The 16,390-nt window shown below is 44.1% G+C and carries 17 protein-coding genes; 2 read left to right on the plus strand and 15 right to left on the minus strand.

The window, feature by feature from the left end; all coding sequences use genetic code 11:
• Window positions 1-206: 206 nt before the first annotated feature.
• The 7 genes from EWM62_RS14760 to prfA all read right to left on the minus strand — a co-directional run bounded on the left by EWM62_RS14760 (window position 207) and on the right by prfA (window position 6,727).
• Window positions 207-887 carry an OmpA family protein gene (locus EWM62_RS14760; RefSeq protein WP_129877432.1) on the minus strand — a complete coding sequence of 227 codons (681 nt, stop codon included), beginning with the start codon at window positions 885-887 and terminating at the stop codon, window positions 207-209.
• A 206-nt stretch (window positions 888-1,093) separates the two neighbouring features.
• Window positions 1,094-2,434 (minus strand): sensor histidine kinase, encoded by a 1,341-nt coding sequence (locus EWM62_RS14765; RefSeq protein WP_129877433.1) that lies wholly within the window; start codon window positions 2,432-2,434, stop codon window positions 1,094-1,096.
• A gap of 4 nt (window positions 2,435-2,438) precedes the next feature.
• Complete coding sequence (locus EWM62_RS14770; protein ID WP_129877434.1) at window positions 2,439-3,122, minus strand: response regulator transcription factor; 684 nt, start codon at window positions 3,120-3,122, stop codon at window positions 2,439-2,441.
• A complete protein-coding gene (locus tag EWM62_RS14775) occupies window positions 3,123-4,001 on the minus strand; it encodes a hypothetical protein (protein WP_129877435.1) in 879 nt (292 codons plus the stop codon).
• Between the two features lie 19 nt (window positions 4,002-4,020).
• Window positions 4,021-4,317: a hypothetical protein gene (locus EWM62_RS14780; protein WP_162499848.1), complete on the minus strand. Its 297-nt coding sequence runs from the start codon at window positions 4,315-4,317 to the stop codon at window positions 4,021-4,023.
• Window positions 4,318-4,517: 200 nt separating this feature from the next.
• On the minus strand, window positions 4,518-5,468 hold the full coding sequence (locus tag EWM62_RS14785; protein ID WP_129877437.1) for an FAD:protein FMN transferase: 951 nt from the start codon (window positions 5,466-5,468) through the stop codon (window positions 4,518-4,520).
• Window positions 5,469-5,653: 185 nt separating this feature from the next.
• Complete coding sequence (gene prfA / locus EWM62_RS14790; RefSeq protein WP_129877438.1) at window positions 5,654-6,727, minus strand: peptide chain release factor 1; 1,074 nt, start codon at window positions 6,725-6,727, stop codon at window positions 5,654-5,656.
• 298 nt (window positions 6,728-7,025) lie between these two features.
• On the opposite strand from prfA, the gene tatA reads away from it, so the two are divergent.
• Complete coding sequence (tatA, locus tag EWM62_RS14795) at window positions 7,026-7,190, plus strand: twin-arginine translocase TatA/TatE family subunit (protein ID WP_203235053.1); 165 nt, start codon at window positions 7,026-7,028, stop codon at window positions 7,188-7,190.
• Between the two features lie 153 nt (window positions 7,191-7,343).
• Window positions 7,344-7,700, plus strand: a complete 357-nt coding sequence (locus tag EWM62_RS14800; RefSeq protein ID WP_129877440.1) for a hypothetical protein — start codon at window positions 7,344-7,346, stop codon at window positions 7,698-7,700.
• 90 nt (window positions 7,701-7,790) lie between these two features.
• Here EWM62_RS14800 and EWM62_RS14805 read toward each other — a convergent pair whose 3' ends face one another.
• The 8 genes from EWM62_RS14805 to EWM62_RS14840 all read right to left on the minus strand — a co-directional run bounded on the left by EWM62_RS14805 (window position 7,791) and on the right by EWM62_RS14840 (window position 16,390).
• Window positions 7,791-8,549, minus strand: a complete 759-nt coding sequence (locus EWM62_RS14805; protein WP_129877441.1) for a UDP-2,3-diacylglucosamine diphosphatase — start codon at window positions 8,547-8,549, stop codon at window positions 7,791-7,793.
• Window positions 8,550-8,669: 120 nt separating this feature from the next.
• A complete protein-coding gene (locus EWM62_RS14810; RefSeq protein WP_129877442.1) occupies window positions 8,670-9,227 on the minus strand; it encodes a DUF922 domain-containing protein in 558 nt (185 codons plus the stop codon).
• A 23-nt stretch (window positions 9,228-9,250) separates the two neighbouring features.
• On the minus strand, window positions 9,251-10,192 hold the full coding sequence (locus EWM62_RS14815) for an SPFH domain-containing protein (RefSeq protein WP_129877443.1): 942 nt from the start codon (window positions 10,190-10,192) through the stop codon (window positions 9,251-9,253).
• A gap of 109 nt (window positions 10,193-10,301) precedes the next feature.
• On the minus strand, window positions 10,302-11,288 hold the full coding sequence (locus EWM62_RS14820; protein ID WP_129877444.1) for an L-histidine N(alpha)-methyltransferase: 987 nt from the start codon (window positions 11,286-11,288) through the stop codon (window positions 10,302-10,304).
• An 18-nt stretch (window positions 11,289-11,306) separates the two neighbouring features.
• Complete coding sequence (gene egtB, locus EWM62_RS14825; RefSeq protein WP_317127818.1) at window positions 11,307-12,461, minus strand: ergothioneine biosynthesis protein EgtB; 1,155 nt, start codon at window positions 12,459-12,461, stop codon at window positions 11,307-11,309.
• Window position 12,462: 1 nt separating this feature from the next.
• Window positions 12,463-14,034 carry an ABC transporter permease/substrate-binding protein gene (locus EWM62_RS14830; RefSeq protein WP_129877445.1) on the minus strand — a complete coding sequence of 524 codons (1,572 nt, stop codon included), beginning with the start codon at window positions 14,032-14,034 and terminating at the stop codon, window positions 12,463-12,465.
• The gene (locus EWM62_RS14835; RefSeq protein WP_129877446.1) at window positions 14,027-14,992 is read right to left on the minus strand and encodes an ABC transporter ATP-binding protein; all 966 of its coding nucleotides are present in this window, start codon (window positions 14,990-14,992) and stop codon (window positions 14,027-14,029) included. The genes EWM62_RS14830 and EWM62_RS14835 overlap by 8 nt, the downstream gene beginning before the upstream one ends.
• 6 nt (window positions 14,993-14,998) lie before the next feature.
• On the minus strand, window positions 14,999-16,390 hold the full coding sequence (locus tag EWM62_RS14840; RefSeq protein WP_129877447.1) for a mercuric reductase: 1,392 nt from the start codon (window positions 16,388-16,390) through the stop codon (window positions 14,999-15,001).

Raw genomic sequence — 16,390 nt, forward strand, 5'->3', positions numbered from 1 at the left:
GATCTTATTATGTCGCCGGCGCAGGTCATCGTGCCGAAGACCTTGCGAAGACAGAAGTTAAATGGTTGCCTTGTAGGTTGCCTCATCCCTGCCAATAGAAAGCGCGGACGCTTAGTGGGCGAGAGGAGGGGCTATAATTTGTCAAAAAGAAAGCCCCATGCTTTATAGCATGGGGCTCCTTAATTAACTATTAACTGATCTTAGTATTAATTTGTAGCTGTTTTCGCCTGGTTTTTCATGGCGTCGTTTGCAACAATAACGATCTCTACGCGGCGGTTTTGTGCACGACCGTCGACAGTGTTGTTATCGCCTATCGGCTCGCTTTCGCCTTTACCACTTGTTGATAAACGCGAACCGGCAACGTTATTTGCAGATATGTAAGATTTAACCGACTCGGCCCTGCGGACAGAAAGGTTTTGATTATACTCATCTGTACCGGTACCATCTGTATGCCCAACAATAAGAATGTTAGTTTGCGGGTTATTTTGCAATGATGTTGCCAGGTTAGCCAGGTTTGTACGTGCGGCCGGTTTAAGCTCTGATGAGTTGGTATCGAATAATATACCCGAATCAAATTTCACCAAAATACCTTCACCTTCGCGGGTTACGGTTGCGCCCGGTACGGTCTGTTTAATTTCGGCAGCCTGCTTATCCATGTTACGGCCAATAAATGCACCGGCTGTACCACCAACGGCACCACCTATAATTGCACCTAATGCGGTATTACCCGCGGCCTTACCTATAAATGCACCAATGGTACCACCGGCACCCGCGCCAATTGCGGCACCTTTTTGTGTTTTGGTAAGTGAATTACAGCCCGAGCCTATTATGCCTAACGAAGCTAATGCTATACTGTAAGTAGCGATTTTTATTTTTAGTGTTTTCATCTTTAAAATTGGGTGTGTGTATAAGTGGTTATTTACAAAGCGAATGCCAAAAACCAAAACTATATATTATTAAAATATTGCCCGTATTTAGAAAACGGAAACATACTATAACAACATATTTTTAAGATTTGAGAAAATAACCCCGACCTGCGAATAATATGTTAAATAATACGCTATGCAGTGCTGCCTTTTATTTAGTACAGCTATTAGTTGACCGGCGAATCCGCGGTAACTTTTTGTGGGAAGGTTAAAGTAAATGTGCTGCCAACTCCCTTTTCGGACACGACGTTTATCCCCATTTGATGAAAGGTTGCTATCGATTTTACAATAGGAAGGCCGAGCCCAAAACTATCCTGCGAAAGGGATTGCTTTAGCTTTTTAAACCTGTTGAATATATAGGGGAGTTCATCGTCGGCAATGCCTATGCCGGTATCGGCAATGCTGATGGTATAATTATTTTTTACCCATTGTGCGGTTACGGTTATCTCGCCATCGGTTTTATTGTATTTGATGGCATTGTTAATAAGGTTAAAGAAAAGGTTGAAGAGTAAAAACTTGTTTACATGGGCTAATTGCACATCCTCGATCACCAAAATAGCCAGGCTAATGTTCCTGTCCTGCAAGCGGATAGAGATCTCTTCATAGATATCCTGCAGAAGCGCCCGCGCAGAGACAATATCTTCCTTTAAAAACTGGTCGTTTTCTATCTGCGATATCAGCAGCAGGGTTTTGGTGATGCTTTTTAAACGGTTCAATATTTTTTGCATCTCCATCAATCGCAGCTTTAGCTCGTCGGCAATATCATCCTGCTCAAACATGTTCTCGATCTTTGATTGCAGGATAGAGATAGGGGTCATCAGTTCGTGCGAGGCATTGGATATAAACTCGCGCTCTTTTTGAAAAGCGGTTTCAATGGTTTCCACCATTTTATGGATACTTAGATCGAGATGCTGAAAATCTGAGGTGCTGGTTTTAACTTCTTTATATACCGTAAACTTTGGGAACTTATTGCCGATAAGCTTGGTGCGGATAATGATATTTAACGGGCGCAGCACATAGGTAGAAAAGATTTGATCGGCCAGGATGGTAAGCAGTATCATCCCCAGCAATATCTGGAAAGCTATGTTTTGCAGCGGGCCGGTAGTTTCGCCAATGGTCTCGGTGCTTTTGCCTATCTCTAACAGGTAATTTCGGTTGCCTGCCTTAAATGTGTGGCTTAATATACGGTAATCAATAGTGTCGCGTTCAACCAGGCGCTGTTCATCGCGTATGGTATCTAAATAATAGCCTGGTTCAACCTCGTCCAAACTAATGTATTCTTCCTTAAGCGGCAGGTAGCTGCCATAGCTTTCGCCATTTTCGATATAGGTTTTGATGCCTTTCTCACTAACAATTTGTAAAAGCTTATTTTTTTGTTTTAACAGGCGGCTATCGGTGTAGCTTTTGTTAATGTTCTCGATAATACCGGGCAGCAGCAATATAAAAAGGGTTACGATAACCAATTTTGATATGGCATTAAACAGCGTAAGTTTAGTTTTAAGTTTCAAGTACTTAAACGTTTGTTTTTATCCTGTAACCTAAGCCGCGTACGGTTTCCAGCCAGTCGGCCGGGGCATATACGCTTAGTTTTTTACGTATATTTTTAATATGGGCATCAATAAAGTTCGAATCGTAATCGTCATTGATAACACTCCCCCAAATATGCTCGCTTAATTGCGCGCGGGTAAGCGTACGGTTTTTATGCAGCAGCATATAGGCTATCAGGTCAAACTCTTTTTTAGTAATGGTATTGATCTGATCTGTATGGTGCATTATGGTACGTTCGGTAATGTTCACCAAAAATCCATCAAGGTCTACAATACTTTGGGTAACGCCAAACTTTCTGCGTGTAATTGCCTGCATCCGGCTTTGCAATTCCAAAAGCGAAAATGGTTTTGCCAGGTAATCGTCGGCGCCCAGGTCAAGGCCTTTTACCCGATCGTTAACCTCGGCGCGGGCGGTAAGTATAATACAAGCTACTTCGGGGTTGGCTTTTTTTGCTTCTTTAAGCAGGTCGAGACCTTCGTAATCGGGCAGGCCCAAGTCTAATAGAATAAAATCATAAAGGTTAACGGCGATTTTTTCGGAAGCAGATGTGCCGTTGTAGCAAATTTCGCAGATATAGTTATTCTTTAACAGGAAAAATTCCAGTTCGTGGGCAAGTGCCTTCTCATCCTCTATGATCAATATGTTCATTTAATAAAACACGTAATAAAAGGTGAAATTAAAAAACGATTCGCGCCGGTTCTTCAGCATCCCCTCAACATTTACCGGGATAGAATACTTATATGATGCCTCGAGTGTGTAATGCGGCATATTGTAGGCCAACGGTATTTTAAAGCTATAATTTAGCATGTTGAACCTGGCGTTTGCCCGCGCGCGCCTGCCGTTCTCGTTTTGTAAATAAATGTTATCGGCCTCTATCCTGTTATCATGATCTACAGAATAGCGCTGCACAAAGTTTTGGGTGCCAAAAATAAGGTTTACAGATGGATTGATGGAAAGGAAATCCTGATCGTTAAAAATATTGAAACTGCTCTCGATGTATTTTGAGTTACTGATGGTGGTAAATATATCGTACGATTTGCCAAACAGGTAATCAACAGTGGCGCTGGTTTTCAAATATTTCCAGTCGTAGGTGTTTTTCCAGTTGATATCGTTTGAAGCTGACGACTTTATAATGTTAGCCTCTTTATTAAATATAAACCGGGTATAGCTTACCGTGCCGGTGAATTTTTTGGATAGCCTGTAATAATATCCGCCGCCAAGGTCTATTTCATCAACCAAAGGTTTGTAACCCAGCACCTTTATAGCTGATCCGTATACAAAAAAGCCCGATTTTGTATTAAAAATAATATCGGTTGACATGAAAGGGTAGGTAATAGGGCCTGTGCGGCCAAAAAATAAAGCATCGCTGCCATAGCTTATACCTGCCGATACCGAGTTTTTGCGCACAACGGTATCCGTATCTGCAACGGCGTAATTATCCCTATATGCTATAAGGTTGGGCGTAGGTGTAGCCGCATTTAATGCATTGCAGGTAATCATCAATAAAAGGGCACCAAAATATCTCATCAATAAAACACTTATAGGTTTAGTCGTTTCTCCTTGGTATTTCGGGCGGGCGCTCCAAACCTTCGGGCCTGCGCTGCCGTTTGGGTTTTGGCTTAACCGCTTCTATCTTTTCGGGCTTGGGCATTTTTTTTGCGCGGGCCACTTCCTTAATTTTTTTCTTGTCTTCTTCTGATTGACGTTGTTTGCCTTTTGTTACAATTGTATCATGCTGTAACGCATAAAAAGTGTTAAATGATACATTATTGACGGCATGAAATGAGCTGCCTTGAAAGCCGGCAGTGTTTTTAGCGTATGACAGGCGTGGCGCGAATATCATTAAGAGTACAATATACAAAAACCACTTTATCATTTCGGGAGTAAGAAACGCTTAATTATTTATAAAAGTACAAACCCTGTACGCTTGTAATTATTAATAGTTATTCTATGTAAAAATGCGCAAAATACCTTGGGCTTTATCCCTGTTTATTTTGCGCTGTAAATTTTATAATAGGTTTATTGGCAATGATAAGCAAAAGCTTACATCATTACATTAATATCTTTTGATGTGTACACACGGGCATGGTCGTCAATAATAATGCAGGCCATTTGGTTTAGCTTGTTAATTAAATACAAGCCCGCGTTTACGCCCATTGCAATAATAGGAGTTGCCATAGCGTCGGCAAGCTCGGCACCCGGTGTAATAATACTTACACTTTTAATTTTACTTACCGGGAACCCGTTTTCGGGGTTAATATCGCCAATAATTTTGCTATTTGTTATGCTGGTGTATTTATCGGTATTATAAGATGTGGCAACCGCCATGTTGCTGATATTAACACCGGCATAAGGCTGGTTAGCCTGCGATGGATCTGCAGTGGCAATGGTCCATGGCGTATTATCGGGCTGCAGGCCCCAGGCAAGCAGGTCGCCGCCGGCATTGATAACGCCGCTGCTAACGCCTTCCATTTGCAGGATGTATTTAGCCCTGTCGGCAGCGTAACCGCGACTGATAGCGCCAAAACCTATACGCATACCTTTGTTTTTAAGATAAACGGTTTGGGCGGCAAAATCCAGCACCACGTTTGTATAATTAGTAAGGTTTACTTTTCTTTTAACTGCAGTTACAACAGGGGTGGCATCCGCGCTTTTATCTAAGCTGATGGTGCTTGCGGCGGCATAAGTAATATCAAAAGCCCCATCAGTAAGAGAGGAGACCTGCAACGCCCTGTCAATAAGGCGGAAGACCTCGGCATCAACCCGCACCGGCTTAATGCCAGCATTACGGTTTATCTTGTTTATGATACTGTCTTCTGTAAAGGTGCTCAGTAGTTTTTCAACCCGGTTTATTTCGCTGATGGCGCTGTCAATACGCGCATAAGCCCAAACCGGATCGTTAGCCACTAAACTGATCTCGAACCTGTTTCCCATCAGGCGTGTTTCGCGAGTGGATATGGTAGAAGCGCCTGTTGATTTTTTTACTGCCAGCATAGATAAATATCGTTATGTACAGTTAAGTTGGTTGTACGCAATACATTACGTATTGTATCGGCCGAACGCAACTCCACAAACGCTAAATTAATTGAGCTACATGAAATTGAGATGAAAGGGAGGTTTCCATAAATGGAAAAAGCACCGTAAAGGTGCTTTCTCATTTATCATAATTTTATAAAAGCTTACGCAGCAGTACCTTCTTTTAATCTTTCGGCGTTTTCTGCAAATTGCAGGGCTTCCATAATTTCCTGCAGGTCGCCATTCATTACACCGGTTAGGTTATATATGGTTAAACCGATGCGGTGCTCGGTTAAGCGGCCCTGCGGATAGTTGTAGGTACGCACCTTGGCGCTCCTGTCGCCCGTGGCCACCATGGTTTTGCGTTTTTTTGATGTTTCTTCCAGGTGCTTTTGCAGCTCCATTTCGTAAACACGCGAGCGTAACACGCCCAGGGCCTTATCATAGTTCTTCAACTGCGATTTCTGGTCCTGGCACTGGGCTACAATACCCGTAGGTATGTGCGTTAAGCGTACGGCCGAATACGTGGTATTCACCGACTGCCCTCCGGGGCCTGACGCACAGAACAGGTCCTTACGGATATCACTCACCTGCAGATCAATATCAAACTCATCCACCTCGGGCAATACCACTACCGATGCTGCCGATGTATGCACACGGCCCTGGGTTTCGGTATCGGGCACACGCTGTACACGGTGCACGCCGCTTTCGTACTTAAAGTTACCGTACGCGTCCTCGGCGTTCACATTAAAAACAATTTCTTTGTAGCCCCCTGCGGTGCCTTCTGTATAATCAACCAGTTCGGTTCTCCAGCCGCGGCGTTCGCAGTAGCGCATATACATACGATAAAGGTCGCCGGCAAAAAGTGCGGCTTCGTCGCCACCCGTACCACCGCGTATCTCGATAATAGCATTCTTAGAATCCTCAGGGTCTTTTGGTATCAGCATCAAACGGATGGCCTCTTCCATCTCATCCTGCTTAACCAGCAGCTCATCCAGTTCCATTTTAGCCATCTCGCGAAACTCTTCGTCCTTTTCGGTAGCTAAAATTTCTTTGTTGCCGTCAATGTTGCTCATAATGTTTTTGTAAACATTATACTGGTCAACAATCTTTGCCAGGTCTTTATATTCCTTATTCAGCTGGGCAAAACGCTTCATATCAGTCATGGCTTCAGGACTGCTTAGTTCAACTTCTACGGCTTTCCAGCGCTGGTATATTAATTCTAATTTCTCTAACATCTTCTTATTTGAAAATCAATTGCAGTGCTTTGTGGGTACTGTAGCCCCGCTTTCCATTACAAGCTTTTGTATTACACAAAAACCTATCGCTAAAAGCTTTTTATTACAATCGGGTTTAGCTTTGTTAGTGCATTGCAAAAAACATGCAAAAATACGCATTTATCGGCACATAATAAATTCAGCGGATTGTAAAGAGATTTGAGTCTCAATAATAATATAATAATATTAAACGGTATCCTTAAAACTATTACCCCATATTAAACGTAACTATAGTATCTATCAATTAAAAAACACTATTATGGGCGCACCAGAAATTATACTGATCATCATCGCTGTTTTACTATTATTCGGCGGTAAAAAAATACCCGAAATGATGAAGGGCTTAGGCAGGGGCATTAAAGACTTTAAAGCCGCACAAGAGCCGGAAACTGTTCCGGTAGAGACTAAAGAGACAAAGATCTAATGAAAAATGGCTGCTGCAAAGCGGCCATTTTTGTTTCCCGCTACACCTGTTTTGCTATATTTGTTCCTGTAGCTCAGCTAAAGAATTGCCTCTATAATCCGCATGAATTTTTTTGATAAAGTTTTGATTAGCCTTTATTTTCATTTTACAAAAATGAAAGAAGATGGAAGGTCAGTTGTGCCGTGGTTTTCCACGTGCATTGCTGCTGCCTTTTTTACAGCCGTAGTAACCTCCATGATCGCCAAGCTAATGATTGGCAGCACTACAACTGATTTTGCCATGAGCGCATTTTTGATCGGCATCATAGCAGTTGGTTTGTTATCCTTCTTTGGCGTTAAAGCCTACTTGTTTAACAATGAAAGAAATATAAAGATATCACAAGTTTATATCGACACCTATACCAACCGGCAGCGGTCTTTTTTCTCGTCGATAGTTGTGACCGTCATCATCATAACGCCCTTTATTTTGATGTTTTTGGTATGGCTGACCGATAAGCCATTACCTAATTAAAGATCTCTGAAAATTTTGAATAATGAATATCCAACGTTGAATCTCGAAATCAACCTCAATCATTATTCAATATTGGTCATTGCGTATTCGTTATTTCCCACCCTTTTCAAACCACTTCAACTCCAAGGTTACCCCGTCAAACACCGCGTAGGTATTGTAATTCACCCATTCGCCAAGGTTTACGTAGCGGCTGTTGCTGGGCAGCGCTATATCCAAAGGCAGGTGCCGATGGCCAAAAACAAAGTAATCGAAATGTTGGGTTTTTAAAACTTCGATCGAATAGGCTTCCAGCCATTCCTGCTGGTGCTGGATCTTTTCGGCATCCTGCTTGTTAGCTATCCGGCTTTGCCGCGACCACGCGTTGGCTATACCTACACCTAAGTTGGGGTGCAGCCTTGCAAAAAGCCACTGGCAAACCTTGCTGCGGAAAAACTTTTTCAGGAACTTATAAAACTTATCGCCCGGCCCAAGGCCGTCGCCATGGTGCAGGTAAAACTTTTTGCCCCCGCGCTCAATTTCCAGCTCGTTTGTAATAATGGTGGCGCCTAACTCCTGCACAAAATAATCAAACATCCACATATCGTGGTTGCCTTTAAACAGGTAAAGCTTTACGCCGGTATCTGTTAATTGGGCAAGCTTGCCTAAAAAACGGATGTAGCCTTTGGGCACCACCGTTTTATACTCAAACCAAAAATCGAACACATCGCCCATCAAAAAAAGTTCGGCAACATCATCTTTAATTGCATCGAGCCAGTGGATGATCCGGTTTTCCCGCCCGCGCGACGAAGCATACCCATTGGCACCCAAATGAAAATCGGAAGCGAAGTATAAGTTTTTACCGGTTGGCATATTGCATCAAAAGTACAGCATTAATTGGCAGATGGCAAATGGGTGATTATGTAACAATGGAATTAAAATCAGTGGTATCTTCAATCACTAAGTCACTAAATCTATCAATCACCCAATAATTCACAAACTGGCGTTTTCCTGCGGCATATATTGCAGGCGTTTGGCAAAATAAATATCCCAGCTATGCTGCTGCTGGCGGTTCCGCATGTTTTGTGTGTCCTCGTCGTAATCCTGGTTAAGCTGTTTGTATTTGGCATCTATCCGATTAAAAAGGTTCATGGCCTCGTTGGTATAGTTTGCCGTAAAGCGCGTACGCTCTATCGCCCGTAATACCTCCTGCTGTTCCAGGTAGGCAATGGTGTAGTGGCCTTGTTCGTGTTTTAAAATCTCGGCCAACTGCTCTGCCGATGTTATCCTCGACCTGTCAATCCACGATTTATAATTGTTCATAAACAGGCGCACGTTGGCGTGTATAATGTAATTGCCGCCGCTGCGGCTGGCCTGGTACTTAAAATCAATGGTGCAGTTGGTGTAGGCAATTACACCCCTGCCGTTTGGCCGTGGCGCGCCCTGGAAATCGTTAACGGTTAAAAACCGGTGCGGTTGCGCCCATGCGGTGGTTAATGTAAAACACAGCAATGCGCTGGCGCAAAAAGCGCGTAAATAGTTTAAAATCATTTAGCCGTTGGTAAAGTAAAACTTTACTTTTTGACTTTATCTTTATCCAAAAGGTTTAAACTCATCATTTCTTTCATGGTGCGGTGCATCCCATCGGTAGATCCATCCAGGAATATCACGTTGCCTTTGGAGTTTTCGGCAAAGTGCTTGATAGACTCCGTCCACATGGTGAAAAGGATTACAGAAGTATCCATATTGGCGCTTTGCATTTCTTTTGCGGCTGTAGACATACCCTTGGCCACTTCCTCGCGGAACAACGCAATACCCTGCCCACGCAGTTGTGCAGCCTGGCGCTCGGCCTCGGCGGAAATCTTGATGGCATTACCATCAGCTTCGGCGGCCTTTGTTTTGGTGATCAGTAAAGCCTGGCCCTCGTTCTCAGCAGCCGCTTTAAGGTTGTTTGATGCCACCACCTGGCTCATCGATTTCATGATGATATCATCAAAGGTGATGTCGTTCAGTTGCAGGTCCTGCAGATGGTAACCCCAGCCTTCCAGTATGGTATCCAGCTGTTCTTTTACATGTTCAACAATATCGCGGCGCAGTATCAGCACTTCGCTTTGGCGCTTGGTGGCCACAAAAGCGCGGATAGAGCCTTCTACGGTACGGATAAGTGCCTGCATCAGGTTGCGTTCGTCCACAAATTTGAAAGCCACGTTTTTGATGCTTTCTTCCTGCTGATCGAGCACAGAATAAAGCAGCATAGCCTTAAAATAAACATTGGCCTGGTCAAATGTAACGGCCTGGAACTCCAGTTCTACAGAACGGTTCTGGATAGATATTTTGGAATAAATGTTTTCGATCAATGGAATCTTGAAGTTAAGCCCCGGGGTAAGTATGCGGCGGTATTTGCCAAATACAGTAACCACAGCAATGGTGCCCTGCTTAACAGTTACAAAGGATGAGAAAATTACAATGAGGATAAAAAAAGCTACAACATAGCCTACAACTGATGACGGTTCCATTTAGGTTTTATATTTTTATAAATATAGGTTTAATTCCTATATAGGCAATAGCGGTTACGAACCTTGTGCACCGATTTAAGTTTTAGCGCAGCCTATTTCAGGCCTAACTTTACTCCGCCGTCCATATCGCATCCACAAACCATTTTTTACTGTCGAAAAATTGGTTTAGCGGTTTAAAGCCTGCGCCAACGGCCATATCATCAACCTGTTCTATGGCGTACTTCTGCGAGATCTCCATGTAAATATACTCGTCCTTTTTAAAGGAGATGGTTTCGTCACCAATTTTTATTTTCTGATCAGCAAGACTTACCAGGTAGCTTTTACATGCCCCTGTTTCCGGGTTGTAAGTGGCGTAATGGTCAAACTGTCGGGTGTTAAAATCGCCGCCAAGTTCGCGGTTTATACGTTCCAGCAGGTTTAAGTTGAAGCGCCTGGTGATACCCTCGCTATCGTTATAAGCCGCTAAAACGGTCTTTGGGTTTTTCTTCAGGTCTACACCTATCAGTATCATATCGCCTTCCGAAAGGTTATTACGCAATTCGCGGCAAAAGCCCTGTGCTACATCAACCGGCATATTCCCCACGTTAGACCCTAAAAACATTACAACTTTACGTCTGTCTGATATCGCCGCGGCTTTTTTTAGCATATCAAAATACTCGCCGTTAAGGCCGGTAATTTTAATACCAGGCAGCGTAACAGGGAGAGTAATATTCAGGTACGAGATCACATTTTCGGAAATATCTATCGGCAGATAAGTAAAATCAGCTTTGTTATCTATCAGGTATTTTAAAAGCTGGGTAGATTTTGTGGCATCACCGGCACCCAACTCTATCAGGTCGAACGCATCGCCACCGGCAATAATAGCTTTACAGATCTCGGCCGTTTGGCTGGTGAAGATCTCCATTTCGCAATTGGTAGGATAATACTCCTCACAACCCATCAGTTCCTGAAAAATTTTATCGCCATGTGCATCATAAAAATACTTCGAGTCGAGTCGTTTTGGGGTAGAGGTTAAGCCTTTAATAACGTCTTTGTAAAACTGTTCATCGGTAAGCACGCTGCTTGTTTGTTGTGTTGCTGTGGTGGTAAATGCCATAGGTATTGTGGTATAATGTTATTTAGCCAAACGAATGCCGGTAAATTGCCAGCGCAGTTCGGGCTGAAAGAAATTACGGTAAGTGATACGGCTGTGGTTTGGCGAGGTCACTTCTGATGCACCTTTTAACACTTTTTGCCCAACCATAAATTTGCCATTGTACTCGCCAATTGCGCCGGGTGCTTTCGCGAAACCGGGGTAAGGGAGGTAGGCGCTTTCTGTCCATTCCCAGCATTTGCCCCATTTAAATTGCTTAGCCGCGGCCTCCCATTCAAATTCGGTAGGCAGGCGCATGCCTTTCCACGAGGCATAGGCGTAAGCCTCGTAATAGCTGATGTGGCGCGCAGGCTCGTGCAGGTCAAGCTTCTCTAAGCCGTGATAGGTGTAATTATGCCATTCGCCATCAATATTATGCCAATACATGGGCGCTTCCACTTTATTGCTGTTTACCCAATCCCAGCCGGCGGCATGCCAGTGGCGGAAATCGTGATAACCGCCATCGTTTATAAATTCCAGATACTCTGCATTGGTTACCAAATCCGGACTTATCTCAAAGCCATTCAGATAAACCTTATGACGGTTCAATTCATTATCAAATGAAAACCCTTCACCTTCAAAACCTATTTCATAAACACCTTCTTCTAATTTGATAAAAGGAGCGCCTGTTTTTTCTGATCTTGGCGAAACGTAATCCTTTGAATAGGCCGGGAACAGCGGGTTATTCCCCAATATGAATTTAATATCGGTGAGTAAAAGTTCCTGGTGCTGCTCCTCGTGGTTAAAACCAAGGATCAGCAGTTCCTTCACTTCGTCGCTGATATCGCCGCAGGCAATAAAATTCAGCATGGCATCGTCCACGTACTTGCGGTAGCGCTTGATATCAATGACCGTTGGGCGGCTTAAATTACCTCTGTCGGTACGGATAACGCGGTTGCCAACGGTTTCGTAATAGCTGTTAAAAACGTAATTATAGTTGGGGTCAAATTCCTGGTATTCGGCAAAATAAGGCTTTAAAATAAACGTTTCGAAGAACCAGGTTGTGTGCCCAATATGCCATTTAGGCGGGCTAACATCAACCACAGGTTGTACAACGTAGTCTTCGGTTTGCAGGGGTTCGCAAATTGCTTCGGTACGCTGGCGTACTTTTTTATAACAGTCGGCTAAATCAATCATATTACTTACTATCTAAAAAGCGCTTCAGGTCCGAAATTGTTTTAATGTGCAGTTCATTTGCCTGCTTTTGGCGCATCATTAATGCATACGCGTTATTAAACCCAATTGGTTTAAGCCATTTTATCTGGTAGCGTTTCGCAAACTCCTGTTGCACGTAATTGTAGGTACTATCCTTGCTTACCTGCAGCCGGGTAACCGTTTTAGGCCATGCCTGTAAAATGGCCAGCAGGCCCGTGCCGGTATATTCCGGGTAAAAATCTATCTGGTCGTTCGTCATGGCATCAAAAACTATTTTGGTGCCGCCCAAGCCTGTTTTTGTAGCCACGTTATAATTGGTATAACCCTTTATCAGCATGGTGTACATGCTGGCCAAAATGTATTGCTCGCCAAAAATTTTTGAGCCGATACGTACTATACCTTCATTACCGCCACGCTCAGGTTTATATAATTTTTTCGATACCAAAAAATCCTTCGCTACCCGCTCCGGCGTTTGGTGAAGGTAGTCAGTACGGTAATTTAATTCGGTCATTACCGAGTCAGTAATTGTACCGGCCAATAAATTCAGGGTTTTTTCCAGTTCCGGAAATTTCCTCAATGCATCCTCCCGAACAATCGGCGCGGCATAATACGGCGGGAAGATCTTTTTATCATCATCCAACACAACCAGGTCATACGCTTTAAGGCGTCCGTCCGTACTGTAACCGCTTATCACATCCAGTTCCTTTTCCTGCGCGGCCTTGTACATCACGGCATCGTTTATCACAATGGTGTGGATCTTTAATCCATACTTGCTGATGAGGCCGAGGTTGCCATCCTGCCGCCCCATAAACTCGGGCGTGAAACCCGCCGTAAGTCTGCTGCCATAAGCCGATGGGATGAAGTATAGACCTGATAATAACAACAGCAAAACCGGTGCTACCTTAACCGCGCCTTTTATCTTTTTAAAGTTCAGCTTTTGCAATCGCGAAAGCAGAAAATCAAACAAGATAGCCAATATAGCGGCAGGAATTGCTCCCGCCAAAATCATGTTGGTATTATTAAGCGAGATACCACCGAAAATAAACTCGCCCAGGCCACCCGCAGCAATGTAGGATGCCAGGGTTGCCACACCCACATTGATCACCGTTGCCGTACGGATGCCTGCCAATATCACGGGCATAGCCAAAGGTAATTCTACTTTAAACAACACCTGCCATTTGCTCATTCCCATGGCAACTGCGGCTTCCTTAACGGTTGCATCAACGCCTGTAATGCCCGTATAGGTATTGCGGATAATGGGTAACAGGGCATAAAGCAGCAGGGCCACAATGGCGGGCTTAGCTCCAATGCCCAAAACCGGGATCATGAAACCAAGCAGTGCGATGCTGGGGATGGTTTGCAGGATGCCTGCAACGCCCAACACAATGCCTGATAATTGTTTTTTACGGGTGATATAAATACCTAAAGGTAGTCCAATCAGCACCGCGATAAACAGCGAAATAAACGTAAGCCCGATATGCTGCATGGTTTGCACACCAAGCTTATCGGCCTGTTGCTGCATAAATTCCCACAATGTTTGCTGATGCTCATTCATGGGATTGATGGTTTTTGAATTTGGAGAATGCCGCCATCAACTGGTCGAACGTTATCGACTTAACTTCCTTATTTTCCTGATTGAGTACATTGATGTTCTCCCTCGGATAGAACTTAAAGTTCTCTAAAGCCTCCCATACGCCGGATGATGCCGGGACCAGCGAGGTATTTATTTTTTTGCCTGCGTCCGGTAGATATTCCCAAACGTCACTCAGTTTGATAGTTTTAAATTCCAGCTGCAGGTGCTGCTCTTTCAGGAAATCGCGCACAAAATCGTTAACCGGGTTAAACAACAAGTCGGCAGGTGAGCCTATCTGCACAATTTTCCCTTTGTCCATCAGCGCTATGCGGTCGGCCAGTTCAAAGGCCTCCTGCACATCGTGCGTTACCATAATGATAGTTTTGCGTTTCAACTCATCCAATGCCAAAAACTCGCCATGAATTTTTGAACGGGTAACGTTATCCAACGCGCCAAAAGGTTCGTCCATTAACAACACGAGCGGGTCGGCAACTAAGGCCCTTGCCAGGCCAATACGCTGCTGTTGTCCGCCGCTTAGTTCGTTAGGGTAAACGTTCAGGTAGTTTTTATCGAGGTGGAGTTTCTCCAATAATTCTTCAACCCTTTTTTGTGTCTTGGCCTTATCCCATTTAAGCAGGTTGGGCACAATAGCAATATTTTCGGCAACGGTATAATGCGGGAACAGGCCGTTATTTTGCAATACGTAGCCAATGCCCCGGCGCAGGTTCTCGGCAGGTTGGTCGAGGATGTTTTTACCGTCGATAGCAATCGTCCCGCTGTCGGGCTCTATCAGGCGGTTCAGCATTTTTAGCGTAGTGGTTTTGCCACAACCGCTGGTACCCAAAAGCACCATGTTCTCACCCTCGTTCACTTCAAAGGAAATATCATCAACAGCGTGTGTTGTGCCAAAGGTTTTTACAAGATGCTCAACTTTTATCATCGGGCCTTAGTCCTCTAAACGCATGAATAAATTATTGAGCGACTCCGAGTAGGTGGGGTGCGCGAACACGCAATACCTGATCCTGTCGTAAGTAATGCCGCCCTCCATGGCCATTTGCAGTACGGTCATGATCTCGCCGCCCTCGGTGCCAATCACGGCGGCGCCTAATATCTTTTTCGTTTTCGGGTCTACAACAGCTTTCATAAAGCCCCTTGTATCGCCGGTTTCAATAGCGCGGGCCACATGCGCCATGGGCAATTTAGCCACTTTATAATTTAAGCCTTGTTTTTGAGCCTCTGTTTCAGAAATACCAATACGGCCCAATTCCGGGTCGGTAAACATGCAATAGGGCACAGGTCTGTTTCGTGTACTTAGATTTTGTTTTTCGATAAGGTTTCTATAAACAATGGTGTAATCGTTGTAAGATATATGCGTAAACGCCGGGCCGCCTTTTACATCGCCCAAGGCATAAATGCCTTTTACATTGGTTTGCAGTTTGGTGTTTACGATGATGTTGCCTTTTTCATCCATTTTAACGCCAGTTTTATCCAGCCCAAGCGTATCTGTTTGGGGCGACCTGCCGATGGCGATAAGCACATGCGTGCATTTAATTTTTTGCTCTTTACCATCAACCATTACCGTAGCTGTTATTTTACTACTTAGCTTCTGCTTAAACTTGGTGGTTTTGGCATTAGTGTAAACGTTTATGCCTTCCTGTTGCAGGATATTGGTTATCTCTTCAGATACGTCCTCATCCTCGCGCGATAATAAACGCGCCGATTTTTCCAATATGGTAACCTTACTGCCAAACCTGCGGAACATCTGCCCGAACTCTAAACCAATATAATTGCCGCCAATAATGAGCAAGTGCCCCGGCACTTTTTCCAGATCAAGGATGGTAGTTGAAGTTAAATAATCTATATCATCCAGCCCCTCAATATCGCCGGGGATAATGGTTTTTGCTCCGGTATTTATGAAGATCAGGTCGGCCTTAAATTCCTGAGCCTTTCCTTTTTTATTGGGTTTTACCGAGATTGTCTTGATACCGGTGAAAGTGGCATCACCAAAAAGTACATCAAGGTTTTTAGTTTCCTCGGCAGCCTTTAAACTGCCGTTGCGCGATTTTAATACGATATCGTCTTTATGCTTTTTTACCTGGCGCATATCAACTTTGTAGCCTTTTATAGCAACACCCATCTCGTTACACTTGCCCGCCAGGTAGGCGACGCGAGCGCTGGCTACCATGGTTTTAGTAGGTGTGCAGCCATCGTTAATACAGGTACCGCCGTAAAAGCGCTTTTCTACTATCAGGGTTTTTTTGCCGGCTTCTGCCAATTTTTTAGCTAAGGGCGCTCCCGCCTGCCCCGAACCGATAATTATAGCGTCGTATTGCTTCAT

It is taken from the genome of Mucilaginibacter terrigena, from assembly GCF_004168255.1.
GTDB lineage: Bacteria > Bacteroidota > Bacteroidia > Sphingobacteriales > Sphingobacteriaceae > Mucilaginibacter > Mucilaginibacter terrigena.